General features: G+C 56.9%; 22 protein-coding genes. 14 read left to right on the forward strand and 8 right to left on the reverse strand.

Annotated features, from left to right (window positions below):
- Positions 1 to 5 precede the first annotated feature (5 nt).
- Both JI62_RS03020 and JI62_RS03025 read left to right on the forward strand, forming a co-directional pair.
- Positions 6 to 1817, forward strand: coding sequence for a single-stranded-DNA-specific exonuclease RecJ (locus JI62_RS03020; RefSeq protein WP_088698754.1), 1812 nt, complete (start codon positions 6 to 8; stop codon positions 1815 to 1817).
- 30 nt (positions 1818 to 1847) lie between these two features.
- Entirely contained in the window at positions 1848 to 2477 is a 630-nt protein-coding gene (locus tag JI62_RS03025) for a YitT family protein (RefSeq protein WP_088698755.1), read from the forward strand.
- A gap of 74 nt (positions 2478 to 2551) precedes the next feature.
- Here JI62_RS03025 and JI62_RS03030 read toward each other — a convergent pair whose 3' ends face one another.
- Complete coding sequence (locus JI62_RS03030; protein ID WP_088698774.1) at positions 2552 to 5059, reverse strand: heavy metal translocating P-type ATPase; 2508 nt, start codon at positions 5057 to 5059, stop codon at positions 2552 to 2554.
- 71 nt (positions 5060 to 5130) lie between these two features.
- Positions 5131 to 5559, reverse strand: a complete 429-nt coding sequence (locus JI62_RS03035; RefSeq protein ID WP_088698756.1) for a MerR family transcriptional regulator — start codon at positions 5557 to 5559, stop codon at positions 5131 to 5133.
- Between the two features lie 264 nt (positions 5560 to 5823).
- Between JI62_RS03035 and JI62_RS03040 the strand changes: the two genes are divergently transcribed.
- The gene (locus tag JI62_RS03040; protein WP_088698757.1) at positions 5824 to 7155 is read left to right on the forward strand and encodes an OmpP1/FadL family transporter; all 1332 of its coding nucleotides are present in this window, start codon (positions 5824 to 5826) and stop codon (positions 7153 to 7155) included.
- 96 nt (positions 7156 to 7251) lie between these two features.
- On the opposite strand, the gene JI62_RS03045 is transcribed toward JI62_RS03040, so the two are convergent.
- The 4 genes from JI62_RS03045 to JI62_RS03060 all read right to left on the reverse strand — a co-directional run bounded on the left by JI62_RS03045 (position 7252) and on the right by JI62_RS03060 (position 12353).
- A complete protein-coding gene (locus JI62_RS03045; RefSeq protein ID WP_088698758.1) occupies positions 7252 to 8865 on the reverse strand; it encodes an ABC transporter ATP-binding protein in 1614 nt (537 codons plus the stop codon).
- A 33-nt stretch (positions 8866 to 8898) separates the two neighbouring features.
- Positions 8899 to 9783 (reverse strand): ABC transporter permease subunit, encoded by an 885-nt coding sequence (locus JI62_RS03050; RefSeq protein WP_226250078.1) that lies wholly within the window; start codon positions 9781 to 9783, stop codon positions 8899 to 8901.
- Positions 9770 to 10699: an oligopeptide ABC transporter permease OppB gene (gene oppB / locus JI62_RS03055; RefSeq protein ID WP_088698760.1), complete on the reverse strand. Its 930-nt coding sequence runs from the start codon at positions 10697 to 10699 to the stop codon at positions 9770 to 9772. Before oppB ends, JI62_RS03050 begins: the two co-directional genes overlap by 14 nt.
- 79 nt (positions 10700 to 10778) lie before the next feature.
- Positions 10779 to 12353 carry a peptide ABC transporter substrate-binding protein gene (locus JI62_RS03060; protein ID WP_088698761.1) on the reverse strand — a complete coding sequence of 525 codons (1575 nt, stop codon included), beginning with the start codon at positions 12351 to 12353 and terminating at the stop codon, positions 10779 to 10781.
- 243 nt (positions 12354 to 12596) lie between these two features.
- Here JI62_RS03060 and prfB point away from each other — a divergent pair.
- From prfB to rimI, 7 genes are all read left to right on the forward strand, one after another.
- Positions 12597 to 13695 (forward strand): peptide chain release factor 2 gene (gene prfB / locus JI62_RS03065; protein WP_138800386.1). Its coding sequence is split into 2 segments (ribosomal slippage): positions 12597 to 12671 and positions 12673 to 13695, totalling 1098 coding nucleotides; the frame shifts between segments, so codons are not numbered across the junction.
- Positions 13696 to 13729: 34 nt separating this feature from the next.
- A complete protein-coding gene (gene lysS / locus JI62_RS03070; protein ID WP_039860384.1) occupies positions 13730 to 15241 on the forward strand; it encodes a lysine--tRNA ligase in 1512 nt (503 codons plus the stop codon).
- A gap of 84 nt (positions 15242 to 15325) precedes the next feature.
- Complete coding sequence (locus tag JI62_RS03075; protein WP_022520220.1) at positions 15326 to 15712, forward strand: hypothetical protein; 387 nt, start codon at positions 15326 to 15328, stop codon at positions 15710 to 15712.
- A gap of 178 nt (positions 15713 to 15890) precedes the next feature.
- Positions 15891 to 17294 (forward strand): MFS transporter, encoded by a 1404-nt coding sequence (locus JI62_RS03080; protein WP_088698763.1) that lies wholly within the window; start codon positions 15891 to 15893, stop codon positions 17292 to 17294.
- A gap of 43 nt (positions 17295 to 17337) precedes the next feature.
- A complete protein-coding gene (locus JI62_RS03085) occupies positions 17338 to 17646 on the forward strand; it encodes a BolA family protein (RefSeq protein ID WP_088698764.1) in 309 nt (102 codons plus the stop codon).
- The gene (locus JI62_RS03090; protein WP_088698765.1) at positions 17643 to 18539 is read left to right on the forward strand and encodes a hypothetical protein; all 897 of its coding nucleotides are present in this window, start codon (positions 17643 to 17645) and stop codon (positions 18537 to 18539) included. Before JI62_RS03085 ends, JI62_RS03090 begins: the two co-directional genes overlap by 4 nt.
- Positions 18529 to 18972 carry a ribosomal protein S18-alanine N-acetyltransferase gene (rimI, locus tag JI62_RS03095; protein ID WP_088698766.1) on the forward strand — a complete coding sequence of 148 codons (444 nt, stop codon included), beginning with the start codon at positions 18529 to 18531 and terminating at the stop codon, positions 18970 to 18972. Before JI62_RS03090 ends, rimI begins: the two co-directional genes overlap by 11 nt.
- Positions 18973 to 18995: 23 nt before the next feature.
- Here rimI and zapB read toward each other — a convergent pair whose 3' ends face one another.
- The gene (gene zapB / locus JI62_RS03100; RefSeq protein WP_088698767.1) at positions 18996 to 19190 is read right to left on the reverse strand and encodes a cell division protein ZapB; all 195 of its coding nucleotides are present in this window, start codon (positions 19188 to 19190) and stop codon (positions 18996 to 18998) included.
- Positions 19191 to 19324: 134 nt separating this feature from the next.
- Positions 19325 to 19969: a 16S rRNA (guanine(966)-N(2))-methyltransferase RsmD gene (gene rsmD, locus JI62_RS03105; RefSeq protein ID WP_088698768.1), complete on the reverse strand. Its 645-nt coding sequence runs from the start codon at positions 19967 to 19969 to the stop codon at positions 19325 to 19327.
- A 90-nt stretch (positions 19970 to 20059) separates the two neighbouring features.
- Here rsmD and ftsY point away from each other — a divergent pair, with 90 nt between their 5' ends.
- The 4 genes from ftsY to rpoH all read left to right on the forward strand — a co-directional run bounded on the left by ftsY (position 20060) and on the right by rpoH (position 24066).
- Positions 20060 to 21295 (forward strand): signal recognition particle-docking protein FtsY, encoded by a 1236-nt coding sequence (gene ftsY, locus JI62_RS03110; RefSeq protein WP_088698769.1) that lies wholly within the window; start codon positions 20060 to 20062, stop codon positions 21293 to 21295.
- Positions 21292 to 21960: a cell division ATP-binding protein FtsE gene (gene ftsE, locus JI62_RS03115; RefSeq protein ID WP_071695259.1), complete on the forward strand. Its 669-nt coding sequence runs from the start codon at positions 21292 to 21294 to the stop codon at positions 21958 to 21960. The genes ftsY and ftsE overlap by 4 nt, the downstream gene beginning before the upstream one ends.
- Positions 21957 to 23000, forward strand: coding sequence for a permease-like cell division protein FtsX (gene ftsX / locus JI62_RS03120; RefSeq protein WP_088698770.1), 1044 nt, complete (start codon positions 21957 to 21959; stop codon positions 22998 to 23000). Before ftsE ends, ftsX begins: the two co-directional genes overlap by 4 nt.
- 196 nt (positions 23001 to 23196) lie before the next feature.
- Positions 23197 to 24066 (forward strand): RNA polymerase sigma factor RpoH, encoded by an 870-nt coding sequence (gene rpoH, locus JI62_RS03125; RefSeq protein WP_088698771.1) that lies wholly within the window; start codon positions 23197 to 23199, stop codon positions 24064 to 24066.
- Positions 24067 to 24190 lie beyond the last annotated feature (124 nt).

Here is a 24190-nt window from a genome sequence, read left to right on the forward strand (position 1 = left end):
AATTAATGGCCTCAGTGACTGATTTACCCCATAGCACGCTGTCGTCTAGCAAGAGCGAGCCGCGCTTAGAGCCTCGTCCAGTGGATGAGGCGCTTTATGCCCGTGCCCAAGCGGAAGGCCTAAGCGAACTGCAGGCACGGCTACTGGCCTCCCGTTTGCCCGGCTACAGCGGCGAGCTGTTGCCGTTAATCTCTCCTAGCCTACGTTATCTGGCCCATCCGGAGAAACTGGCCGACGGTCGCCGCGCCGCTGAGCGTATCGCTCAGGCGGTGGCAGAGGGCGAGGCGATCGGCATTCTTACCGACTACGATGTGGACGGTATTACCTCCCATGTGGTGATCCGGCGCACGCTGGTGGAGCTGTTTGGGGTGCCGGAAGGCAAGCTGCATAGTCTGATCGGCCATCGTATTCACGACGGCTACGGGATTAGCCTACCGCTGGTAGAGCGCACCCTTGCGCAAAAGCCGTTTCCCACTCTGGTGATTACCGCCGATTGCGGCAGCTCCGATGAGCCGCGTATCGCGCGTTTAAAAGCGGCGGGTATCGACGTTGTGGTCAGCGACCACCACGCTCTGCCCGTAGAGGGGCCGCCAAGCTCGGCATATGCCTGCGTTAACCCTACCCGTGATGACTGTGAGTATCCTGATAAAACCATCGCCGGTTGTATGGTGGCGTGGCTATTGATATCGCTTGCGCGCGGTGTGCTGATCGAGTGGGGGGCACTGCCGGATTCGACACCTAAACTGTCACCCTGGCTCTCTTACGTGGCGCTAGGCACGGTAGCGGATTGTGTCTCCTTAGGCGGCAGTCCCGCCAATCGCGCAGTGGTCAATCAAGGGTTAAAACTGATCAATCGTATGGATGCGGCGTGTTGGCGCGCCATGGCCACGCGCTTAGGCGCCGACAGCGTGCCGTTTAACGCCGAGACGTTAGCGTTTCAGATGGGGCCGCGTATCAATGCCCGCTCGCGGCTGGACGACCCCTACGCGGCGCTGCACTTTATGCTGGCCGAGAACGATGGGGTCGCCAATCGCCAGCTCGACGTGCTGGATCAGGATAACCAGTCCCGCAAAGCGATTGAGGCCGATATGGCCACCGAGGCGCGCACTCTTGCCACGGCAGCCCTGGACGCCGATGAGCCCGCCGTGGTGGTGCTGCTGGAAGACGGCCACCCCGGCGTACAGGGGATCGTCGCCTCGCGGTTGGTGCAGGCCTACGGGCGACCGGCGGTAGTGTTAACACAAGCATCGGCACCGGGCATGCTAACCGGCTCCGGCCGCTCTATCGATGGGCTACATCTGCGCGATGCCCTACAGCGCGCTTTTGAGCTTGCTCCCCAGGCGTTACCACGCTTTGGCGGCCATAGTGGCGCGGCAGGGGTGGGCGTGCCACGTGATCAGCTTGATGCCTTTAAAACGGCTTTCTTGCAGGCAGTGGGCGAGCAGTTAGAGGGACGAACGCTCTATCCGCGCCTATGGACGGATGGTGAGCTCTCCACGACGCAGCTTTCGCTGACCACCTTGCAGGAGATCGAAACCCTTGGCCCCTACGGGCGTGAATTCGACCCACCGCTGTTTGAGGGGCGTTTTATCGTTGAAGCGCTGCGCCCGGTGGGCGCCGACGGCGCACACCTGATGCTGGAGCTTTCCACTGGCCCTGTGACCTGCAAAGCGATTTGGTTTCGCGCCCTAACGCCGGGGGAACTGCCTGGGTTTAACGTTGGCGATACGCTGCACTGTGCTTACAAGCTTAACCGCAACCGCTGGCGTGGCCGGGAGACGCTGCAGTTAATGGTCGAGCACGCCAGCGCCATTTAAACCTCATAACTGTTCAAGTAAGGACGCCCCATGCGCGTAGAAGATTTATCCCAGGATCTGCATCGCCCCTACGAAGATGTGATGGCGATGCTGCTGGGCACCTTCTTTGTCGCCCTGGGGGTGACCTTTTATACCCATGCGGTGTTGCTAACAGGGAGTACGGCGGGCTTAGCGCTGCTGTTGAGCTATATGACCAGCAGCATTACCGGCTGGGGTTTTGGGGTGTACTTTTTTGCCATTAACCTACCGTTTTACTACCTGGCGGTGAAACGGATGGGCTGGAGTTTTACCCTGCGCACCTTCGCCGCCATCGGCTTGGTATCGCTGTTTTCAGAGTTAACTCAAGGCTGGGTGCAGTTTGCCAAGGTGCCCTCACTCTACGCCGCCTTGATGGGCGGCGCGCTGATGGGCATTGGTATGCTGATGCTGTTTCGCCACCGTACCAGCCTGGGCGGTATCAATATCCTCGCGCTCTATCTGCAGGATAAACACGGCCTGCGTGCAGGCTACGTTCAACTCGCCATCGACGGCGTCATCCTGCTGATTGCCCTGACCCAACTGCCGTTGGATCGCGTGGGCTACTCGGTACTGGGCGCGCTGACACTCAACCTAATCATCGCCCTGAACCATAAGCCAGGGCGATATATTGGGGTGAGCTAAAAACGTTTAGCCAAGCCAGAACCACCACACGATTAGTGCTATAAGCCCCAGGCCTGCCAAGTTGATCAATAAGCTCATGAGGATTCCTCCTGGCTAGCTTTCCATAGCCGCAAGCGGTTGGCGTTACTCACCACGGTGATGGAGGAGAGCGACATGGCCGCTCCGGCAATCATTGGTGAAAGCAGCGTGCCTGTTATTGGGTAGAGCACCCCTGCGGCAATAGGTATGCACAGCACGTTATAGCCAAAGGCGCCCACCAGGTTCTGTTTGATGTTGCGCAGGGTGGCGCGGCTGATCTCAATGGCGGATGCTACCCCGTGCAACGACCCGCGCATTAGCGTGATACCCGCGCTCTCAATGGCCACATCGGTGCCCTGGCCAATGGCAAAGCCCACGTTCGCCCTGGCCAGCGCCGGGGCATCGTTGATGCCATCGCCCACCATGCCAACGATTTCACCTGCCTGCTGACGGCGCTCAATCTCGGCGTGCTTGTCCTCAGGCAACAGGCCTGCGCGAAACTCATCAATGCCCACTTCCTGGGCAATGGCCCTGGCGGTGTGCTCGTTATCACCGGTTAACATAACGATGGTTAAGCCGTCTTTTTGCAGGCGCTTGATCGCGGCCACGGTATCGTGACGCAGCGGGTCGCTGATGCCAAACAGGGCGGCCAATTTACCATCTACCGCCAAGTACACCAGCGTGCGCGCCTGTGCCTCAAGCGCTTGGGCCTGCGCTTCACCCGCCGTGAGATCAACGCCTGCCTCTTTAAGCAGCCGCGCATTGCCCAGCAGCAGCGCTTTACTGTCGGCGGTTTTAGCTTTCACTCCGCCGCCAGTCACGCTGTCGAAATCATGAATCTCGGCAGGGTTGACGTTGTGTTCATCCGCGTAGCTCATTAGCGCTGCCGCCAGCGGGTGCTCTGAGCCCCGCTCCAGCGCGTGCACCAACCCCAGAGCAGTGGATTGCTCCACGCCAAACATCTGCGCATCGGTAACGCTGGGCTTGCCCTGGGTGAGGGTGCCGGTCTTATCGACCACCAGCGTGGTCAGCTTGCTGGCGGTTTGCAGCGCCTCGCCGCTGCGCACCAGCACCCCATGTTCTGCCGCTTTACCGACGCCGATCATGGTCGAGATTGGGGTTGCCAAGCCCAGGGCGCAGGGGCAGGCAATAATCAGCACGGTGGTCGCCGTGACCAGCATATAAATCACTTCCGGCGCAGGCCCAAAGTTGAACCACACCAGGGCCGTCAATATGGCAATAACCATGACGGAAGGGACAAAAACACTGGAGACCTGGTCGGCCAGCTCGCCAATCGGTGGGCGCGAGTTCTGGGCACTCGCTACCTGTTCGGTAATTTGTCCCAAGCGCGTATCGCTGCCCACCCGGGGGGCGCGATAGATCAGCCCGCCACGGCCATTCACAGTGCCCGCACTGACTTCATCCCCCGCGCCCTTGGCAACGGGTAACGGCTCGCCGGTAAGCATTGATTCATCAATATGGCTCTGGCCCTCAATGACGTCGCCATCTACCGGCAAGCGCTCGCCGGGGCGCACCCGTATTTGGTCGCCAGTGCGCACGGCATCAATCTCGATCTCCTGCTCATGGCCGTCGCGGATTACCCGCGCCGTGCGGCTCTGTAGGTCAAGGAGTCGCTTTAGTGCATCGCTGGTGCGGCCCCGGGCGCGCAGCTCCATGGCATTGCCAAGCAGAATCAGCCCGATCACCATGGCCGAAGCCTCAAAATAGATGCCCTGGGCGACCTCGGGAAGCCAGGGTGCAAACATTACCACCGCCATGGAGTAAAGCCATGCGGTGCCGGTGCCCAGCGCCACCAGGGTATCCATATTGGCTTGGTGGTGTTTGAACTGCTTCCAGGCGTTGACGAAAAAGTGTCGCCCCGGGAAGGCCATAATGCCTAGCGTAAGCAGGCCAATCCCCAGCCAGTAGAGACGTCCCAGCCCCATCGGATGGGGATGGAAAAAGAGCATGCTGAGCATCAGCGGAATGGCCAGTGCCAGCGAAAGGGCGCTGCCGCGCAGCCGTTTCTGGTAAGTCTTGGCATCCTGCTCGGCACGAGTACGTTCTGCTTCCCGCATATCCACAATGGGTTCGGCACCGTAGCCGGCTGACTCAACCGCGGCGATTAACGCTTGGGCCGTTGCACTGCCAAACACCTGGGCGGAGTGGGTGCCAAAATTGACGCTGGCGGTGTCGACTCCCTCAGTTCTCTCTAGTGCTTTCTGCACACTCTTAACGCAGCTGGCGCAAGTCATACCGCTAATTGCCAGACGCTGCTTTGTGCCTTGCCCTGCTTGGTAATGGGCTTGAGCGCTTGCGGTTTTTTCAGCTTCAGCGGATGACACTGTTTCTGGCTGCTTATCGGCCGCGTCCGGAGCTGTCTCATCCAGAGCTGCTTCGGCTGGCGGATAGCCTGCCTCGGTCAAGCGTTGATCAAGCTCGGCGTCGGTTAGCGATGAGACAACCTCAAGGCGTTTTTCGCTAGGCGTGCCGATCACGTCGGCACTTGGGTCACCGCTTTGCACTGCCTCGCGCATGCGCTTGACGCAGCCCTGGCAATTCATACCAGGAATGATCCGGGTGGTGACTCCATTGGCAGGGCTTTCACTTGAGGCGGCTTCGGTAAAGGCGTCGCTCATGGGGTCTCCTTGATAGGCGTGGCGTCAGGAAAGCTCTCAATCAAGCGGCACACGCTGTGGCCGTCGGGGGATCCGTCGGGCATTTTCTGCCAGCTCTCCATGGCCTGTTCCATGCGCTCGGCCAGTGCTTCCAGTTCGGCAATGCGTGCGCGGATTTGCGGCAGGCGGATGGCGAGTAAGTCGCGTACCAAAGGGCAGGGGGAGTCGCCTTGGTCGGCGTGAGTTAGGATGTCGCGAATTTCTGCCACGCTAAAACCGAGTTTGCGCGCCCGCTGAATAAAACGCAGCCGCTCTAAATCGGTATCTGAAAATAGCTGATAGCCATTATCTGGGTGGCGCTGTGGGGCAAGTAACCGCTCACGAGCGTAGTGACGCACGGTCTCAGCGGTAACGCCGCCCCGTTTGGCAAGCTCATTAACTTTCATGGCCTGTTCTCCCGACCGGTTAAATAGTGTCTCTTGAGTGTAGAACCTATGGGTTACCCATAGGTCAAGGCCAGCTTTGCTCCATACGCTGAAATGACTAAAACACTGATTTAAAACGGTCGTGCGACTAATGTATAAGCCAAAAATAAAATAAAACGAGCGTTTGCCCTTGAACCTTTGGCTCAGTTGCGAGAAAACAGTCATGTAACAATAACTAGGGTGGATTGTCGGTATCCACTGGATCATCGGGAAGAGAGGCCTACTATGAAAAATAACTTTAATAAGCTCGCCCTGGCCGCTGCCATTACAGCCGCTGCCTTCGCCAGTCAAGCTCACGCGGGCGGGTATCAAATCAACGAGCAGAGCGTGAGTGGGCAGGGCTATGGTCACGCCGGGCGAAGCTCTAACATTCATGATGCAACCATTGTGTACGGCAACCCGGCGGGTATGTCGTTTTTAGACCGTGCGCAAGTCACGGTGGGGGCAACCTACCTAAACGTAAATACAGATATTTCTAATGTCCAAGCGAGCCGCTTCATTGATTCGGGCGTAGCCACTGGCGGTGCGCCAAATGGCAATCAAATTCCGGTAGGCAGTATTCCTGGAGGGAACGATGGCGATATGGTGCCAGGAACCCCCATCCCCTTTGCTTTCTATGCGCAGCCAGTGACTGATCAGCTCGCGTTCGGCTTCGGTGTGTATGCACCCTTTGGCTCTAAAACCGACTACGAAGATGATTTCCAGGGCCGCTATTTTGGCGACTATACCGAAGTCAAAGTGGTCAGTGCGCAACCAACGGTCTCTTATCGCTTTAACGATCAATGGTCTGTTGGTGCAGGCATCACATACAACCAGGTGGAAGGGGAGCTGCGTCGCCAGCTACCCTCTGAGGCTACGTTTAACCCCGCTAATGACATCGACTCGCGAGTGGATGGTGACGATGAAGCATGGGGGTATAACCTTGGCGTTATCTATCGCCCAATGCCTGAAACCACGCTGGGTCTGACTTATCGCTCGAAGGTGGATTACACACTGGAAGGGAATTTTAGTGCTACCGACCCGCTTGGTAATGTCGTTCGCTCGGATAGTGCGAACCTGGATTTAACCACCCCTGAGACGGTTAACTTCTCGGTGACGCAACAAATGAGTGACCGACTGAAGCTGATGTTTGGGGCGTCCTGGGTGCGTTGGAGCCAATTTGATCAAATTTTGGTTACCGGTAGCCAAGGCGATACGATTACCCAAGAGGTTCAGAACTATTCAAACGCTTGGGCGTTTGCCACTGGCGGCGAGTATCAGTTAACGAAGACATTGGCGCTTCGTGCTGGGGTTACGTTAGACATGACGCCGACCAATGATGAAGATCGCAGCGTACGTATCCCTTCCGATGATCGGCGCATTTTCTCAATCGGGGCTGGATGGAGCCCCACGCCTGACCTGACTGTCGACGTGGCGTACTCCTATCTGACGGAGCGCGGCACCTTTGTTGAACAGGATCGTAACGACCTGCTTCAAGGTGTAGGCGGTGCCTCCTACTCAGCCGACTACAAAAACGAAGCCCACGGTTTTGGTGCTCAGTTAACCTACCGCTTTTAAGCTTTAGAGAGCCAAACGCCAATGAAACCCGGCCCGCGCCGGGTTTTTTATTGAGCGGCATAACGCTCTCAAGCGTTAAAATGAAAGCTTAAGAACTTAGGCTGCAGGGTTTTCCAGGAAAGCGGCGCGCATCAATTCACTGGTGTAGGTTTGGCGTGGGGTGTTAAACAGCGATTGGGTATCGTTTTGCTCAATGATTTCGCCTTGGCGCATGACGATCACCTCGTCTGCCAACGCCCGCACCACGGCAAGGTCGTGGCTAATAAACAGGTAGGTCAGTTGGTGACGCTGTTGTAAGTCGCGTAATAGCTCGATGATGGTCATTTGAACCGAGCGGTCTAGCGCAGATGTTGGCTCGTCAAGCAACAGAAACTCGGGCTTGACGACCAGTGCTCGGGCAATCGCAATTCTTTGCCGCTGCCCGCCTGAAAATTCATGCGGGTAGCGATGCCGATGGGCAGGATCCAACGCGACTTCTTCGAGAGACTGGATGACCTGTGTATCGCGTTCAGCTCTGGTCAGCAAGGGTTGATGGACGCGCAGCCCTTCGCCAATAATCTCGCCCACCGTCATGCGTGGGGAAAGTGAACCAAAGGGGTCTTGGAAGACAACTTGCATACGTGCCCGTATCGGGCGCATCCCCGCACGGTCAAGTTGAGCAACGTCGATATCATCGAAACGTATCTTACCGTGACTTTTCACCAGACGAAGTAGTGCACGGCCCAGGGTGGTTTTGCCAGAACCTGATTCGCCCACAATGCCTAAGGTTTGGCCTTTGCGTAGCGTCAGGTTGATGTTTTTCACCGCTTCAAAATAGCGGTTAGGGCCAAAGAGCTGCTTTTTAATCGCAAAACGCACGCTGAGGTTGCTGGCTGTGAGCAAAACGGGGGCCGTGTCGGGAACGGGCGCCTTTTGGCCGCTAGGATTGGCAGCGATTAGCATCTGCGTATAAGGGTGCTGCGGTGACTGGAACAGGGTGTTGGTTGCCCCCGATTCGACGATTTCACCGTGCTGCATAACGCATACGCGATCGGCTAAGTGACGAACAACCCCCAGGTCGTGGGTGATAAACAAAATAGCCATGCCGTAGCGGGCCTGGAGATCTTTCAGAAGCGCGAGTATCTGAGCTTGCACGGTCACATCAAGGGCCGTGGTTGGTTCATCGGCAATCAGCAGTTTAGGCTCGCAAGCCAGCGCCATAGCAATCATCACCCGTTGACGCTGGCCACCGGAAAGTTCGTGAGGGTAGCTGTCGACTCGGCGTTCAGGCTCAGGAATACCCACTTGCTCAAGCAGTTCTAGCACGCGCAGATGTGAGTCGCGACCACGTAATTTTGTGTGCTTATGCAATACTTCACGGATCTGCTTACCAACGCGGTGCAGTGGGTTGAGCGAGGTCATTGGCTCTTGAAAGATCATGGATATTTCATTGCCACGGATGGCCCGCAGGCGCTGACGGCTAACCGTTAGCAAGTCTTCATCACCTGCGCCGCCATGCCAGCGAATGCTGCCCGTGGAGTGGGCTAGCTCGGGCAGTAGCCCTATCGTGGCAGTCGAGGTGATCGACTTTCCAGAGCCCGACTCTCCCACTAGCGCCATTGTCTCGCCTTGGTTAAGCGTAAAGCTAACGTTGTTAACTGCGGTAACGGTGCCGATGGGGAGGTCGAAGTCTACGCGCAGGTGATCAAACTCCAGCAGTGGTTGTGGCATATAGCCTCCTTGCCTTTATTAACGCGTCTTTTGTTAACGTGTTTTGGGATCAAGGGCGTCGCGCAGACCGTCCCCCAGAAAGTTTAAGCACAGCAGGGTAGTCGCGAGAAATGCTGAGGGAACAATCAGCATCCAAGGAGCCGTTTCCATCATGTCTTTTCCTTCACTGATCAGAACCCCCCAACTGGTTAAGGGTTCTTGAACGCCAAGCCCCAGAAAGGACAAAAAACTTTCCAGCAAAATCACTTTAGGTACGGTGAGAGTGACGTAGATGATCACCGGGCCAAGGGCATTGGGAATCAGGTGGCGTGTGACAATCTTAAAACTGCTTACGCCAAGCGCATGGGCGGCCTCTACGAATTCACGGCGCTTTAATGCCAGTACTTGCCCGCGCACGATACGCGACATATCAAGCCATTCGACGGCACCAATGGCGGCGTAGATGAGCAGGATATTGCGTCCGAAAACCACCATCAGCAAGATGACCATAAACATAAACGGTAGTGAGTACATAATGTCGACAAAGCGCATCATCAGGTTGTCGATCCGTCCACCGAAATAGCCAGCAATGGCGCCATACAATACACCGATCACCAGGGAAACGAGGGTGGCGACGATGGCAACAGAGAGCGAGATTTGCCCGCCGTGGAAGACTCGCGTCAAGAGGTCACGCCCATTGGCATCGGTGCCGGCCAAGTGACCACTTTCCATGTTGGGCGGTGCTAAAAAGGCATTCCAATCCACTTCATCGAGTGCCCAGGGTGTTAGCCAGGGGCCGACGAGGCAAACGAGGGTAATCAGCGCGATGAGTACGAGGCTGGCCAAAGCCGCTTTGTTTTGGCGTAGCCGTCGCCAAGCTTCGCCGCCCAGGCTATGGCCAGCGATCGGCGGGGACGATACGGTATTAGTCATTGTCATAACGAATCTGCGGATCCAGTGCCGAGTAGAGTAAATCGACCAAAAGGTTGAGTAGCACGATCAGGGCGCTATAAAACACCACCGTGCCCATTACCAGGGTGTAGTCACGATTAAGCGCAGCTTGGACAAAATAGCGGCCAATCCCGGGGATGCCGAAAATTTGTTCAATCACGACTGACCCAGTGATAATGCCGGCAATGGCAGGGCCCAAGTAGGAAATAACCGGTAGCATTGAAGGGCGCAGGGCGTGGCGCAGAATCACTTCACTCTCGTTGAGTCCTTTGGCCCGCGCGGTGCGGATGAAGTGGCTGCCTAACACTTCAATCATGCTGGCTCGCGTCATGCGGGCAATATAGGCAATCTGTTGAAGGGAGAGGGCGACAATAGGAAGCACCATATTTCGCCAATGCCCATCGTTCCAGCCGCCGACCGGTAGCCAGGCCAAAAAAACACCGAACACCAGCGCCAATAGCGGGGCAACCACAAAGTTGGGAATGGCCACCCCAGCAAGCGCTGTGCCCATCACCATATAGTCAATCGTGGAGTTGCGTTTAAGTGCCGCAATAACCCCCATGGGAATACCGACCAGAAGCGCGAGGCTGATTGCCCATAGGCCGAGTTCCAGGCTGACAGGGAAGCCTTGAGCGACAAGCTCGGTAACCGAAAAATCCTTGTATTTGAATGAGGGGCCAAGGTCGCCTTGAAGCAGGTTTCCCATGTAGGTGATATATTGCTCCCAGACGGGTTTGTCCAGGCCGTACGAAGCCATGAGATTGGCCTCTATCTCAGGCGGTAGTTGTCGTTCACCGTCGAAGGGGCCGCCGGGGGCCAAGTGCATTAAAAAGAACGACAGGGTAATCACAATCCATAGCGTCGGGATCGCCTGAAGTAAGCGTCTTAAGGTGTAGTTGAGCATTATCGGGCCTCGCTCCTCAGGCCAAAGGCCTGAGGGGGGTAGCGGTAGTCAGTTGTGATAAAAAACGAACTACAGGGAATCAATCGTCGAAGTGAACCCAGCGTGAGCGATGGATATCTTCAATATTGGTTTCCCAGCCGGAAATGTCGGGGCTAACAAGATTGCGCGAGACGTAGTAGTAGATCGGTAGCGTAGCGCTGTTTTCCAGGGCGAGGGTCTCTGCTTCGGCCATGATGTCGGCTCGCTTATCCAGATCCTGAGTATTCGCGGCTTCGCTCATCAGAGCATCAAACTCCGGCGAGCTGTAGGCACCGTAATTATTAGATACGTTACTCTCCAACAGGCTCAGAAAGTTTTGGGCGTCGTTGTAGTCACCGATCCAGCCGGCTCTGGCAACATCGAAGTCGCCTTGACGAATATCCGCGTAGTGAACGGCTACCTCCGAATTATACAGCTCTACCTCAACGCCCAGGGGTTTCCACATGGCTGCAATGGCGATGGCGACTTTGCGATGATCCTCGCTGGTGTTATAGCGCAGCATGAGTTCCAGCGGATTATCAGGGCCATAGCCTGCTTCCTGGAGCAACTCTCGGGCGCGCTCCAAGCGCTCATCCTGGGATAGTTCGGCGAAGCTGGCGGTGGGCGCTTCATAGTGACTGACATTGGGCGGAACGAAACTGTACGCAGGCACTTCGCCAGTGCCAAGTATTTGATCGGTAATGACTTCGCGTCGAACGGCCAAACTAAGCGCTTCACGGACACGCGGGTCAGTGGTCGCATGGCCATCACGAGCATTGAAAACGTAGTAATAAATGCCGAGGTAGGGGGCTACCTGAACGGCTTCAGGCAGGTTATCCATCAGCCAGTCATACTGCTGGGTGGGAAACTCCCGAGCGATATCAATCTCTCCTGCCCGGAAACGGTTGAGCGCTGTGTTGCGCTCTTCAATAGGGAAGTAAACGATTTCGTCCAGTGCTACCTGATCAGCATCGTGAAAATTGGGGTTGCGGGTGGCTGTGATACGCGTTTGCGACTGCCAATCTTTTAGCTGAAAAGCACCATTGGAGACCATATTGCCGGGTCTGGACCACTCATTGCCATGTGCTTCCACCGTGTGACGTGGCAGCGGATAGGCGGTGTAGTGGGAGAGCTGATCTAAAAAATAAGGTGTTGAACGCTCTAGGGTGATTTGCAGTGTCGACGCGTCGATGGCTTGCACGCCGAGGGTGCTTGTATCGGCCTCACCTGCATAGACAGCTTCAGCATTTTTAATTGGATATAGCAGATAGGCGTAATTTGCAGCGGTGGCTGGTGATAAAATGCGCTGAAAGGCGAACACAAAATCATCAGCAGTGACAGGTTCACCGTCCGACCATTTTGCATCGTCTCTCAGTGTGAAAGTGTATACCGTACCGTCATCGGAGATTTCCCAGGATTCTGCAACGCCGGGAATACGCGACCCATCGGCTGCTTCAGTGACAAGGCCTTCAAAAAGGTCGCCCACCACATCGTTTTCCCAGACGCCGCTAATTTTGTGCGGATCTAGAGAGGCGGGCTCACCCAGAATGGCTAAACGCAGTGTATCTGCGTGGAGCGGTGTGGCGCAGCTTAGGGCCAACGCCATTGAGCCCATGAGAGTGCGAGTTTTTAGCATTCTGATCCCTCCAATATTATTTTAATACGATTGTTTGACTGTTTGAGTACTAGTTAAGTACTAGCATCGGGGAAAAGTAGGCGTCTATAAGAAATTAAACATGTGGCTATGCGCAATTTCGATACTACGGGCGTTATGTGCGACAAGCCTGCATGGTTGTTGGCAGCCAATTTCGCTACACTATGCGCTTTTCTGATCGATACACCTCTGTACGATCCGAGTTGACCAAGCTAGGGCGATCCCATGTTGGAAACCAATCCGATTCACAACCAGCTTAAGGACCTGTCTGAGCGGACAGACGTTCTTAGGGGGTATCTTTGACTATGCCGAGAAGAAAGATCGGCTAGAAGAGGTCACCCGCGAACTGGAAGACCCCAATGTCTGGAACGATCCAGACTACGCGCAGAAGTTAGGCAAAGAGCGCGCCTCCCTCGAAGCCATAGTGGCCACCATTGATGAACTTGAGCAGGGCCTTGGCGATAGCCGGGATCTGCTGGAGCTTGCCGAAATGGAAGAGGATGAAGGCACCGTCGAAGAAGTGTGCAAAGAGCTGGACAGCATGCAGGCGGCGTTAGAAAAGCTGGAATTTCGGCGCATGTTCTCCGGTGAAATGGATCAGAACAACGCCTACCTGGAAATTCAGTCCGGCTCTGGTGGCACCGAAGCCCAGGATTGGGCCAATATTTTACTGCGCATGTACCTACGCTGGGCGGAGAGCCACGGCTTCAAAGCCGATATCACCGAAATCTCCGCTGGCGAAGTGGCGGGGATTAAGTCGGCCACGGTACATATCCAGGGCGATTACGCTTTCGGTTGGCTGCGTACTGAAACCGGCGTGCACCGCCTAGTGCGTAAAAGCCCGTTTGATTCCGGTGGCCGTCGGCATACCTCCTTTGCCTCGGTGTTTCTGTCCCCGGAAATTGACGACAGTTTCGAGGTGGAGATTAATCCCTCGGACTTGCGCGTCGATACCTACCGCTCCAGCGGCGCGGGCGGTCAGCACGTTAACACCACCGATTCGGCCGTGCGGATTACCCACGAGCCGACCGGTATCGTCGTGGCCTGTCAGGGGCAACGCAGCCAGCACGCCAACCGCGATTTTGCCATGAAGCAGTTGAAAGCGCGGCTGTGGGAACACGAGATGCAGAAGCGCAACGCCGCCAAGCAGGAGGCCGAGGACTCCAAGGCTGACATCGGTTGGGGCAGCCAGATTCGCTCTTACGTGCTGGATGATCAGCGCATCAAGGATTTGCGCACCAGCGTGCAGTCCAGTAACTGCGATAAAGTGCTCGACGGGGATATTGATCAATTTATCGTCGCCAGCTTGAAGCAAGGTTTGTAATCTTTTTAGCGTTTGAACATGAACAGGGTGCCCCATGGCTAACCAAGACGCGTCTCCTGCAGACAACGAAAACCACCTGATCGCCGAGCGCCGTGCCAAGCTGACTGCTCGCCGTGAGCGCGCCGCTGAGCAGGGAAAGAGTGCGTTTCCCAATGACTTTCGCCGCGACAGCTTAACCGTCGAGCTGCAAAATGCCTTCGGCGATAAAGACAAGGCCGAGCTTGAAGCGCTGGATCACCACGCCGCTGTGGCTGGTCGTGTGATGCGTCAACGTGGCCCCTTCATCGTCATTCAGGATGTAGCCGGGCAGATCCAGCTCTACGTCGATAAAAAGGGCCTGCCCGCCGACGTACTGGAAGACGTTAAAAGCTGGGACATCGGTGACATCGTCGCTGCCCACGGGCCGGTGCATAAATCTGGCAAGGGCGACCTGTACGTGATGATGAAAGAGGCGCAACTGCTCACCAAGAGCCTGCGCCCGCTGCCGGATAAGTTTCACGGCCTCACCGATATGGAAGCCCGCTATCGCCAGCGCTATGTGGATCTGATCATGAACCCGCAGTCGCGCAAGGTGTTTGAAACCCGCGCAGCGGTGATCAGCTCCATGCGCCGCTTCTTTGAAGCGCGCGGTTTTATGGAAGTAGAGACGCCGATGCTCCAGCCGATCCCCGGCGGCGCGGCGGCACGGCCGTTCATTACCCACCACAATGCGCTGGATATCGACATGTATCTGCGTATTGCGCCAGAGCTTTACCTCAAGCGTCTGGTGGTGGGCGGTTTTGAAAAAGTGTTCGAGATTAACCGCAACTTCCGCAACGAAGGGTTATCAACGCGCCACAACCCAGAATTCACCATGGTGGAGTTCTACTGGGCCTATGCGGATTACCGCGACCTGCTCGATATGACCGAAGCGATGCTGCGCACAGCCGCTGAAGAAGTGCTCGGTAACGCAGTGATTGAGTATCAGGGGGCAAGCTACGATTTCGGCAAACCTTTTGCCCGCTTAACGCTGCGTCAGGCGATTCTTGATCACGGTGACGGCATTGCCGACAGCGACTTGGATTCGTTGGAGGCGGCGCGGGCAACCGCTGAAAAGCTCGGCATCAAGGTCAAGGAGAGCTGGGGGCTGGGTAAGGTGCAAACGGAGATATTTGAAGAGGTTGCCGAGCACAAGCTCGACCAGCCGACCTTTATCACCGAATACCCGGCGGAAGTGAGTCCGCTGGCGCGGCGTAATGACGCTAATCCCTTCGTCACCGACCGCTTTGAGTTCTTTGTAGGCGGGCGCGAAATCGCCAACGGCTTCTCGGAGCTTAACGACGCCGAAGATCAGGCGGAGCGCTTCCGTGCCCAGTCCGCGGAAAAAGATGCCGGTGACCTGGAAGCGATGTACTACGATGCAGATTACGTGCGTGCGTTGGAGTACGGCATGCCGCCCACCGCGGGCGAAGGCATCGGTATCGACCGCTTGGTGATGCTGTTCACCGACAGCGCCTCGATTCGCGATGTACTGCTGTTCCCGGCGATGCGCCCTGAAGTGGACTAACACGCTACGATAACGGATGAAAAGTTGGTAAGGGCGCGTTATAGCGCCCATAATGGTCAACGTTTCGACGGCGAGGAGAATCCCATGAAACTGCTTAACCGCTCCGCACTGAGCGTCAGGCCGACCCAGCCCTTTGTGGACTGGATCAACGCGCTGGAACCCACCATGGGAGACGACGACCTGACCCTGGACGACGTCGAACGTGAAAGTACCATTTACCTGATTCCAGAGATGGATACCCCGGAAGCGCTGGAAACTTTTGTGCGCGACCGCTACGTAGAAATTCTCGAAACTGAGCTGCGTGCTTGGGAAGAGGACGAACGGCAGTGGCCGGATAAACTCGACTGGGCATTGTTCCAGGAATTTGTGCGCGTCGAGCACAGCTACCTGGCGATCGACCTGGATGACGAAACGGCGTTAGAGATTTCTGAAGTGGATGATGCGCTGCTGCTCGACAGCGAGCAGGATTAGCGTGCTAATATTTTAAGCAAGCTAAGTTCTGCCTGCGCGGCTGCCCGGTAATAACGGGATAGCTAACAGCTTGATAGCGCACTTCGAAACCGGCTTAGGCCGGTTTCATTGTGTTGGTTCGTTGGTTTTAGACGCTTGGCGGTTTCGTTTAGCAACTCTCCTTTCTAGGAACTCTTGCATGCGACTGTTTGAAACCCGTCCCGGTGACGATGGCCTGCCAGGGCCTGAACGTGCTCTTGCCGTACTGGCGCTGGTGACCGGCACTTTAATGGCGGTGGTCGATACCACCATGATTAACCTGGCGCTACCCACCATTGCCGCCGATTTGAATGTATCGGCATCCCGGGCAGTATGGATCACCAACCTGTTTCAGGTCGTATGTGCGGCTTTTTTGCTGGTGTTTGCGGGCGTTAGTGAATTGATCACACGCCGCAGGCTCTACCTGTTTGGGCTGGCCACCTTTGTCGCTGCTGCGCTGGGGGCGGCGCTGTCGCGTAACCTGGAAACACTGCTGGTGTTTCGTGCCTTTCAGGGGTTGGGTGCCGCCGCCACGCTATCGATTGGCCCATCGCTCTATCGGGCGATTTTTCCCTCGCGCCTCTTGGGCAGCGCCCTTGGCTTGAGTGCCTTGGTGGTGGCCGGTGGCTACGCAGCAGGGCCCACGCTAAGCGGGGTAATCCTCTCCTTTGCCGACTGGCCCTGGCTGTTTGCGCTAAATGTGCCGCTGGGTCTTTGCTCGCTATGGCTCGCCAAGCGTGCGCTGCCCCGAGAAGCGCCACGCAAAGGCAGTTTTGATGTGGCTGGGGCGCTGCTCTCAATCGTTATGCTGGCCAGCTTCTTTATTGCCATGGATGCCGTGAGCCACGCCGCGCCGCTTTGGCAAAGCGGTGGCTGGGTGCTGTTGGCGGTACTGGCCTGCGCTGGGTTTATTGCGCGTCAGCGTCGCGCACCGTATCCACTGCTGCCGCTCAGCGTGTTTGCCGAGCTGCGCTTTACACTGGCGGTTTCTGCCTCTGGGCTTGCCTTTATAGGCCAGGGCCTTACGTTTGTAGCCCTGTCGTTTTTCTACCAGGAGCAGATGGGGTTTTCGCCACTGGAAACCGCTTGGCTGTTTACGCCTTGGCCACTGGCTATTATGTTCGTTGGTCCTGTCGCGGGTCGCTTAGCCGACCGTATTAATCCCAGTATTCTCTCCAGCGCGGGGCTTGGCCTACTTATCATTGGTCTGATTGCGCTGGCGCTGGTCGATGAGTCGACCGGCGTGGCGGGAAGTCTATGGCGCACTGCGCTATGCGGTATTGGTTTTGGCCTGTTCCAGCCGCCCAATAACCGCGAAATGATGGGCAGCCTGCCACCGGAGCGCAGTTCCAACGTCTCGGGCGTCATGAGCACCACGCGAACCGTCGGGCAGTCGTTTGGCGTGGCCCTAGTCGGTGCTGCGTTGGCGCTAGGCTGGCCGGTACAAGTAACGCTCTGGCTGGGGGCGGCGACCACGCTGCTGGCGCTCTTGGCCAGCGTGGCGCGTATGCCGCTGGCAAGACGTGCGTTACACGCTCGACGGGCATCGTCTGCGGGCCAGTAAGCGCGTACAATAAAACGGTTTATGATCTCTCAAGGAGAACCTTATGACGCTGCAGACACAGATTGAGCAGAAGTTAACGGCACTCGCGCCGGACGTGCTGCAGGTTGAAAACGAAAGCCACATGCATAATGTGCCAGCGAACTCTGAAACCCACTTCAAAGTGACGCTAGTGAGTGACTCCTTCGACGGCATAATGCCGGTGAAGCGTCACCAGCAAATTTATGCGCTGTTGGCTGATGAGCTTTCAGGACCGGTGCACGCCTTAGCACTGCACCTTTATACCCCCAGCGAGTGGCAGGCGCGGAGCGGTGAGCGTCCGGATTCACCCAACTGCCGCGGCGGCGGGCAGTGAACCAGGAAGTTACTCGGCGCCACTACCTGGACGCCATGGGCATTACCGCCTGGGCCGCTAAATACCAGTTGCCTAATGCGCTGCCCACCGAGGCCTGTGAGTGGGAAGATTCGACGCCTGCTCCTACGCCGCCTCGGGAGCGCCTACAGGCATTGCTGGACGACGCCCCTGCGCCTAAACGTCAAACGTCCAAACCTCAACCGCCCGAGCTTCAATCTTCCGACCCCCTGGCCTCAGGCGAAGCCATTGCCTCACCCTCGGCGGTGCGGGCACTGCTGGATCAAGACAAGCAGCGTGCTGACAAGCCGGGCCAACATAAGCCGGCGATTGCCAACCCGGATGCGGCGGGGCCCCGCGCGGAGGCAGCGCCAGCTAAACCCCTTAAGTTCGAGCTCTCCTGTGTGTGCCTTGAGGGGCGCTGGTTGGTGCTGAAAGCAGGGAGTATGTCTCCCCTTGAGCAGCAGCTACTGGCTAACCTGCTCCAGGCGGCGGGCATTCAGCGTGGGGCGTTTCCGGAAATCAGTCACTTCAACTGGCCGCAAATGGCCAACGCCTTTGCGGTGGAGGATCCCCTGGACGAAGCCCGCGAGGGCTTGGCGGCGTTTATCGCAGGAAGCGCGAGCCGACAGGGGTGGCGGTTAGAGCGATTACTCTGGTGGGGTGAGTTGGAAGCCAAGCCTGATGCTGAACCGGGGGCTGAACAAGCGCCGCTAGAGCGCATACTGAACGTAACTGAAGGCCACAGCCAAACGCTTTCGCTGCCCTTATGGCAGGGCCCCTCACTTGGGTCGCTTCTCGACGATAGCCATAGCAAGCGTGACCTCTGGCCAGCGCTTCAGACGCTAGGTCAGCTATGGGCGGCTGGCGCTAAGCAGACTGCTGATGATCACTGAACTCAACGTTGAGCACCTGGCCCTTCTGATTGCGCTTGAGCAGCGGGCACAGAGCGGCACCTCCGAGACGCAAATGCTGGAGTCCCTGGGCAGTCAGGACACCTGTGTATTGGGCTGGTGGCAGAATGAGCAACTGTTAGGGTACGCCATTGTGGCACGACTGCCGTTTGAAGCGGAGCTGCAGGCGATCGGGGTTTCACCGGAGTATCGCCGAAGCGGCGCTGGTCAGGCGTTGATGGAGGCCGTGCTGGCGATAGCAAAAGGCTGGCTCAGTGAGCGACTGCTGCTCGAAGTGCGGATGGGTAATCTTAGCGCTATACGGCTCTATCGGCGCTGTGGGTTTAGCAAAGATGGTTGCCGACGGGGCTACTACCCAGCGGCAACAGGGGCCGCCGGGCGTGAGGATGCGCTGCTGATGTCTCTGGTACTTTAGGCAGCAACGTATCTATCAGGCGCTTAGGAGGTGCTGGAGGTGTCGAGGCTGTCGAATTTGCTGAGCAGGCTGTTGAGGCGACGCTCCCACTCTTCACGCTCCTCTTTCAGCTTGGCGTTTTCGCCGCGCAGCTCTTCATTTTCCAGCTTCATCATCTCCAGTGCGTCAACGGTATCGGTGACTTTCTGTTCAAGCTGATTAAATAGCTCCAGACTCATTTATCTCTCCCTAGCGTAAAAACAAAAACCCAAAATAGGTCATAAAAAGCCACCCAAAAAAACAAGCGCAGCGCTTGTCAGTAGGGACGAATGAGGCGAGCGTAACGCCACCGTCGCTTGGCGGCAAGCGCTGTTTACGGTGCTTGGCGTTGATAAAGCCTTGCCGTGCTTTCGCCCGCCTGGGTTTCGCGGTGCAATAACCAGTTGGCGGGCACATTGGGTGCCAGCACTGTCTCGGTTTCCAGGTAAATCATTGCCTCATTATCCAGCCAGCCGCTATTTTCCAATGTCGAGCAGCAGGGCGCGGCCAATTGCTGATGGAAAGGTGGGTCGAGAAAGACCAGCGTATAGGGTTTGGTGGGGCGAGCCAGATAAGCCTGAACATCGTTAACATGCACCGCGCTTGCGGTAATATTGAGCGATGTCAGATTGGTCGACAGCTGCGCCGCTACCCGCGGGTCGCGCTCGACAAAATCGACCCAAGCGGCGCCGCGGGACAGAGCTTCGATGCCCAGTGCACCGGTACCTGCGAATAGGTCGAGTACCTGCTGGCCGTAAAGCTGCTGCCCGAGCCAGTTGAACAGCGTTTCACGCACGCGGTCTGGGGTAGGACGCAAGCCGGGGCTATCCAATACCGGTAACTGTCGGCGGCGGAACTCTCCGCCAATAATGCGTAACTTACCCAGTGGCTTACCAGTGGGTTTGCCGGGTTGTTGACCACCCCGCTGCGCAGATGTGCGGCGGGATGCAGAGGATCGAGGGGGGCGTTGTCGTGTCATGCAGCGGATTGTAGCGGGCTGTTTATCCAAAGTCTTGGGTTACGGTGTTAGCATAACCCTAATGTTCACTATTTATGTCGGGTAACACTCATGTTTGGTTTTTTTAAGCGTAAGAATAAGCACGATTCGCAGCAGGCGCCTCAAGACCCGCAGCAGGCGCATCAAGAGGAAGAGCAGCAGCAACAAAATCAACCCGATGAGGTGAACACGGCGACGTCTGACGCTGTAACTGAAGCGGTTGAAGAGACTTCAAAAGCGCCGGAAACTTTGCCAGAGCCAGAGCCAGAGCCAGAGCCAGAGCCAGAGCCAGAGCCAGAGCCAGAGCCAGAGTTGACGCCCGCGCCCGCCTTGCAAGAGAAACCGGTGGCCACCAAAAGTGACCAGAAAGGCTGGTTTGCGCGTATAAAGTCAGGCCTGGGGAAAACCCGTGCCAATTTAACCGACGGCATCGCCGACCTGTTTTTAGGTAAAAAACAGATCGATGACGAACTGCTGGAAGATCTCGAAACGCAGCTGTTAATGGCCGACGTGGGCATTGACGCGACGACCGAGATTATTGGTCGCCTGGAAGCGCGCGTCTCGCGCAAAGAGTTGAACAACCCCGAAGCGCTCTACCGTGGCCTGCAAGAAGAGTTGTCCACCATGCTGGCGCCGGTCGCTAAGCCGCTTGTGCTTGAGAAGGCGGGCAAGGGGCCGTTTGTCATTTTAGTGGTAGGCGTTAACGGCGTGGGTAAAACCACCACCATCGGTAAGCTTACCCAGCGTTTTCAGCGCGAAGGCAAAAGCGTTATGTTGGCGGCCGGTGACACTTTTCGTGCCGCCGCCGTTGAACAGCTCAAAGTCTGGGGCGAGCGCAACAAGGTGCCAGTGATCGCCCAGCACACCGGCGCGGACAGTGCCTCGGTGATTTATGACGCGGTAGCCGCCGCTACCGCGCGCGGTGTCGATGTGTTGATCGCCGATACCGCCGGTCGACTGCATAACAAAAGTCACCTGATGGAAGAGCTGAAAAAGGTTCATCGAGTGATGCAGAAGCTAGATGACACCGCCCCCCATGAAGTAATGCTGGTGCTGGATGCGGGCACCGGGCAAAACGCGATCTCCCAGGCCAGCACCTTTAATGATGCCGTGCCGGTCAGCGGAATCACGCTAACCAAGTTGGATGGCACCGCCAAAGGCGGGATTATTTTCGCGCTGGCCAAACAGCTGGAAACGCCGATTCGCTTTATTGGCGTGGGGGAGGGTATCGACGATCTGCGCCCATTCGAGGCCAATGATTTTGTCCAAGCGCTGTTTGACCGCCAAGAGGACGATGCCAGCGCATGATCGCTTTTGAGCATGTGGGAAAACGCTACGGCGGGCGCTTTGAGGCGCTGGCGCATCTTAACTTTCGCGTTGCCCGGGGCGAGATGGTGTTTCTTACCGGCCACTCCGGTGCCGGTAAAAGCTCGCTACTACGCCTAGTGATGCGTCTAGAGAAACCTAGCCGTGGGCGCGTTGTCGTCGCGGGGCACGACATTGCCCAGCTGCATGCCAGCCAAGTCCCGTTCTATCGGCGCCAAATTGGCGTGGTCTTTCAGGATCATCAGTTGCTCTTTGATCGCAGCATTTTTCACAATGTCTCTCTACCGCTGGAGATTCAAGGGGTTGAGCCTCGGGAAGCCGCCCGCCGAGTACGTGCCGCGTTAGATAAAGTGGGGCTGCTGCATCGTGAAAAGGCGTTGCCCATAGAGCTCTCCGGCGGCGAGCAGCAGCGGGTGGGTATTGCCCGGGCGGTGGTCAATAAGCCCGCGCTGCTACTGGCCGATGAGCCCACGGGCAATCTGGATCCTCAGCTCTCGGCGGATATTATGGCGCTGTTTGAGGACTTTAATCGGATTGGTACCACGGTGATGATCGCCAGCCACGATCTGGCCCTGATTGCCCGACTGCGTCACCGCATCCTGCGCTTAAGCGACGGCAGGCTGGTAGCCGATGAGGGGGCGGTATGAAGTCATCCGCGACACCCAAGCGTCGTCAGGGAGCAGCACTGAAAACGCCGCGCAAATCCGCTGTTAAACCAGCGGTCGATAAAGCGCCCCAGCGGGGCGCCAGGTCACAGCAAACGCGCTTTTCCAGCCGTCTGCGGGCATGGGGTCGCCACCACCGCAGCATGGCGTGGGATAGCTTTCAGCGCTTGATACGCTACCCGTTGGGTAACCTCCTGACCATGCTGGCGATTGCTATTGCGCTGGTGCTGCCTGCGGCGCTGTGGCTAACCCTGGACAGTGCTCGGTTGCTGGATGCTGAGCTTGATGAGAGCGCCACCCTAACGGTCTACCTCGAGTTGAGTGCCGATGATGCCCAGTCGCTGCGTATCGAAGAGGCGGTCAACGCGGAACCGGACGTGCTCGAAACCCAACTGATCAGCGCCGAGCAGGGGATGGCTGAGTTCCAGCAGTCGCTGGGGCTCGATGATGCCTTGGCAGGGCTGGAGAGTAACCCGCTGCCTATCAGCATGGTGGTGCGCCCGGAAAGCGTTGACCCGGTTGCCATGCAGCAGCTGGCCGCCCGCCTTGAAGCGCTCGCTGGGGTGGATGAGGTGCGCCTTGATCTGGCCTGGGTGGAGCGGCTGAGAAACCTCGCCGAGCTAGGCCGGCGTGTGGCGCTGGCACTGGGGGCGCTGTTTGGTTTAGGCGTGCTGCTGGTGGTGGGGAATACTATTCGCCTCTCGGTGGAGAGTCGCCGCCGGGAAATTGAAGTCGTGATGCTGATTGGCGCCACGCATGCCTTTGTTAGGCGGCCCTTCCTATACAGCGGTGCCTGGTACGGCTTGGGCGGTGGGCTGCTAGCGCTGGGGTTGTTAGGTCTGGGTAATCACTGGCTTTCCCTGCCCGTATCCGCGCTGGCGGCCAGTTACGGGGCGAGTTTTTCTTTACCCCAACTCGACGTGACAGGCTCTACAATTCTGCTATCTTGCAGTACACTACTAGGCTGGTTGGGTGCTTGGTTGGCGGTGACTCGCCATCTCTCCAGCATTCGGCCTAGATAATTAATGCGTTTTATGCAGCTAAGCGATACTGCTGGCAATGCTTAACCTGCGAACTTTATGCTTGCGTTAAGGTCTCAGTACCGCAGACATTCGTATGACTGAATGTGTATTACTGAATTAGTATCACGGTTTTGTAATAGGTTATTGATAACGTGCTACGTCAACCACGATGGGTTACAGGGGAGACCACCTGCACATGAGCACTAGTCTTCTACCGGTGGGGCAGCTTTCGCCCGGCGGCGATCTGGGCGGCTATATCCGCGCGGTCAATGGAATTTCGGTATTAACGGCCGATGAAGAGCGCGAACTCGCTTACCGCCTCTATGATGAAGGCGATCTGGAAGCCGCTCGTCGTTTGGTACTGTCGCATTTGCGCTTTGTGGTGCATATCGCGCGTAGCTATTCGGGCTATGGGTTGCCCCAAGCGGATCTGATTCAAGAGGGCAACGTTGGCTTGATGAAAGCCGTCAAACGCTTCGATCCGAACCAGGGCGTTCGTCTGGTTTCGTTTGCCGTGCACTGGATTAAAGCGGAAATTCACGAATTTGTGCTGCGTAACTGGCGAATCGTTAAAATCGCCACGACCAAAGCCCAACGTAAGCTGTTCTTTAACCTTCGCGGTGCGAAGAAGCGCTTGGCATGGTTGAATAACGACGAAGTCGATGCCATCGCCAAAGATCTCGACGTTAAGCCTGAAGTCGTCCGCGATATGGAAGGGCGCTTGTCGTCTTACGATGCAGGCTATGATGCTCCGGCAGGCGATGATGAAGAGAGCACTTATCAAGCGCCGGTGCACTTCTTGGACGATGCTGCTTCCGACCCTGCTACACAGCTGGAGGACAGCAACTTCGAGGAGGACTCGACGCGCCGTTTACAGCTTGCCCTGGAAGGCCTCGATGAGCGCTCGCGGGATATCCTCCAGCGCCGCTGGCTGGCCGATAGCAAAGAGACGCTGCATGACTTGGCCGATGTTTACGGCGTCAGCGCGGAGCGTATCCGCCAGCTTGAAAAAAATGCTATGAAAAAGCTGCGTCAGAAAATGGGCGAAGAGATGATGGTCGCCTAAGATCATTACTTACTGCTTGATTTTTTGGCTTTTCAGTAGCAAAAAACCGGCCCCTTTAATGAACTGACCCCATAAACTTGGACAGTGAAAAACTAAGCGGCCAAGGCCTGATTTCGGTACTGCA

This window comes from Halomonas campaniensis (assembly GCF_002211105.1).
GTDB lineage: Bacteria > Pseudomonadota > Gammaproteobacteria > Pseudomonadales > Halomonadaceae > Vreelandella > Vreelandella campaniensis_A.

Excerpts from the sequence above, each read along its gene's own strand:
- zapB (WP_088698767.1), bottom strand. The coding sequence starts at position 19,190 with ATGAGTCTGGAGCTATTTAATCAGCTTGAACAGAAAGTCACCGATACC.
- ftsE (WP_071695259.1), top strand. The coding sequence starts at position 21,292 with ATGATCGCTTTTGAGCATGTGGGAAAACGCTACGGCGGGCGCTTTGAG.
- rpoH (WP_088698771.1), top strand. The coding sequence starts at position 23,197 with ATGAGCACTAGTCTTCTACCGGTGGGGCAGCTTTCGCCCGGCGGCGAT.
- JI62_RS03020 (WP_088698754.1), top strand. The coding sequence starts at position 6 with ATGGCCTCAGTGACTGATTTACCCCATAGCACGCTGTCGTCTAGCAAG.
- JI62_RS03075 (WP_022520220.1), top strand. The coding sequence starts at position 15,326 with ATGAAACTGCTTAACCGCTCCGCACTGAGCGTCAGGCCGACCCAGCCC.
- JI62_RS03035 (WP_088698756.1), bottom strand. The coding sequence starts at position 5,559 with ATGAAAGTTAATGAGCTTGCCAAACGGGGCGGCGTTACCGCTGAGACC.
- oppB (WP_088698760.1), bottom strand. The coding sequence starts at position 10,699 with ATGCTCAACTACACCTTAAGACGCTTACTTCAGGCGATCCCGACGCTA.
- lysS (WP_039860384.1), top strand. The coding sequence starts at position 13,730 with ATGGCTAACCAAGACGCGTCTCCTGCAGACAACGAAAACCACCTGATC.
- ftsY (WP_088698769.1), top strand. The coding sequence starts at position 20,060 with ATGTTTGGTTTTTTTAAGCGTAAGAATAAGCACGATTCGCAGCAGGCG.
- JI62_RS03030 (WP_088698774.1), bottom strand. The coding sequence starts at position 5,059 with ATGAATTGCCAGGGCTGCGTCAAGCGCATGCGCGAGGCAGTGCAAAGC.
- JI62_RS03050 (WP_226250078.1), bottom strand. The coding sequence starts at position 9,783 with ATGACAATGACTAATACCGTATCGTCCCCGCCGATCGCTGGCCATAGC.
- rsmD (WP_088698768.1), bottom strand. The coding sequence starts at position 19,969 with ATGACACGACAACGCCCCCCTCGATCCTCTGCATCCCGCCGCACATCT.
- JI62_RS03040 (WP_088698757.1), top strand. The coding sequence starts at position 5,824 with ATGAAAAATAACTTTAATAAGCTCGCCCTGGCCGCTGCCATTACAGCC.
- JI62_RS03060 (WP_088698761.1), bottom strand. The coding sequence starts at position 12,353 with ATGCTAAAAACTCGCACTCTCATGGGCTCAATGGCGTTGGCCCTAAGC.
- JI62_RS03045 (WP_088698758.1), bottom strand. The coding sequence starts at position 8,865 with ATGCCACAACCACTGCTGGAGTTTGATCACCTGCGCGTAGACTTCGAC.
- rimI (WP_088698766.1), top strand. The coding sequence starts at position 18,529 with ATGATCACTGAACTCAACGTTGAGCACCTGGCCCTTCTGATTGCGCTT.
- JI62_RS03085 (WP_088698764.1), top strand. The coding sequence starts at position 17,338 with ATGACGCTGCAGACACAGATTGAGCAGAAGTTAACGGCACTCGCGCCG.
- JI62_RS03080 (WP_088698763.1), top strand. The coding sequence starts at position 15,891 with ATGCGACTGTTTGAAACCCGTCCCGGTGACGATGGCCTGCCAGGGCCT.
- JI62_RS03025 (WP_088698755.1), top strand. The coding sequence starts at position 1,848 with ATGCGCGTAGAAGATTTATCCCAGGATCTGCATCGCCCCTACGAAGAT.
- ftsX (WP_088698770.1), top strand. The coding sequence starts at position 21,957 with ATGAAGTCATCCGCGACACCCAAGCGTCGTCAGGGAGCAGCACTGAAA.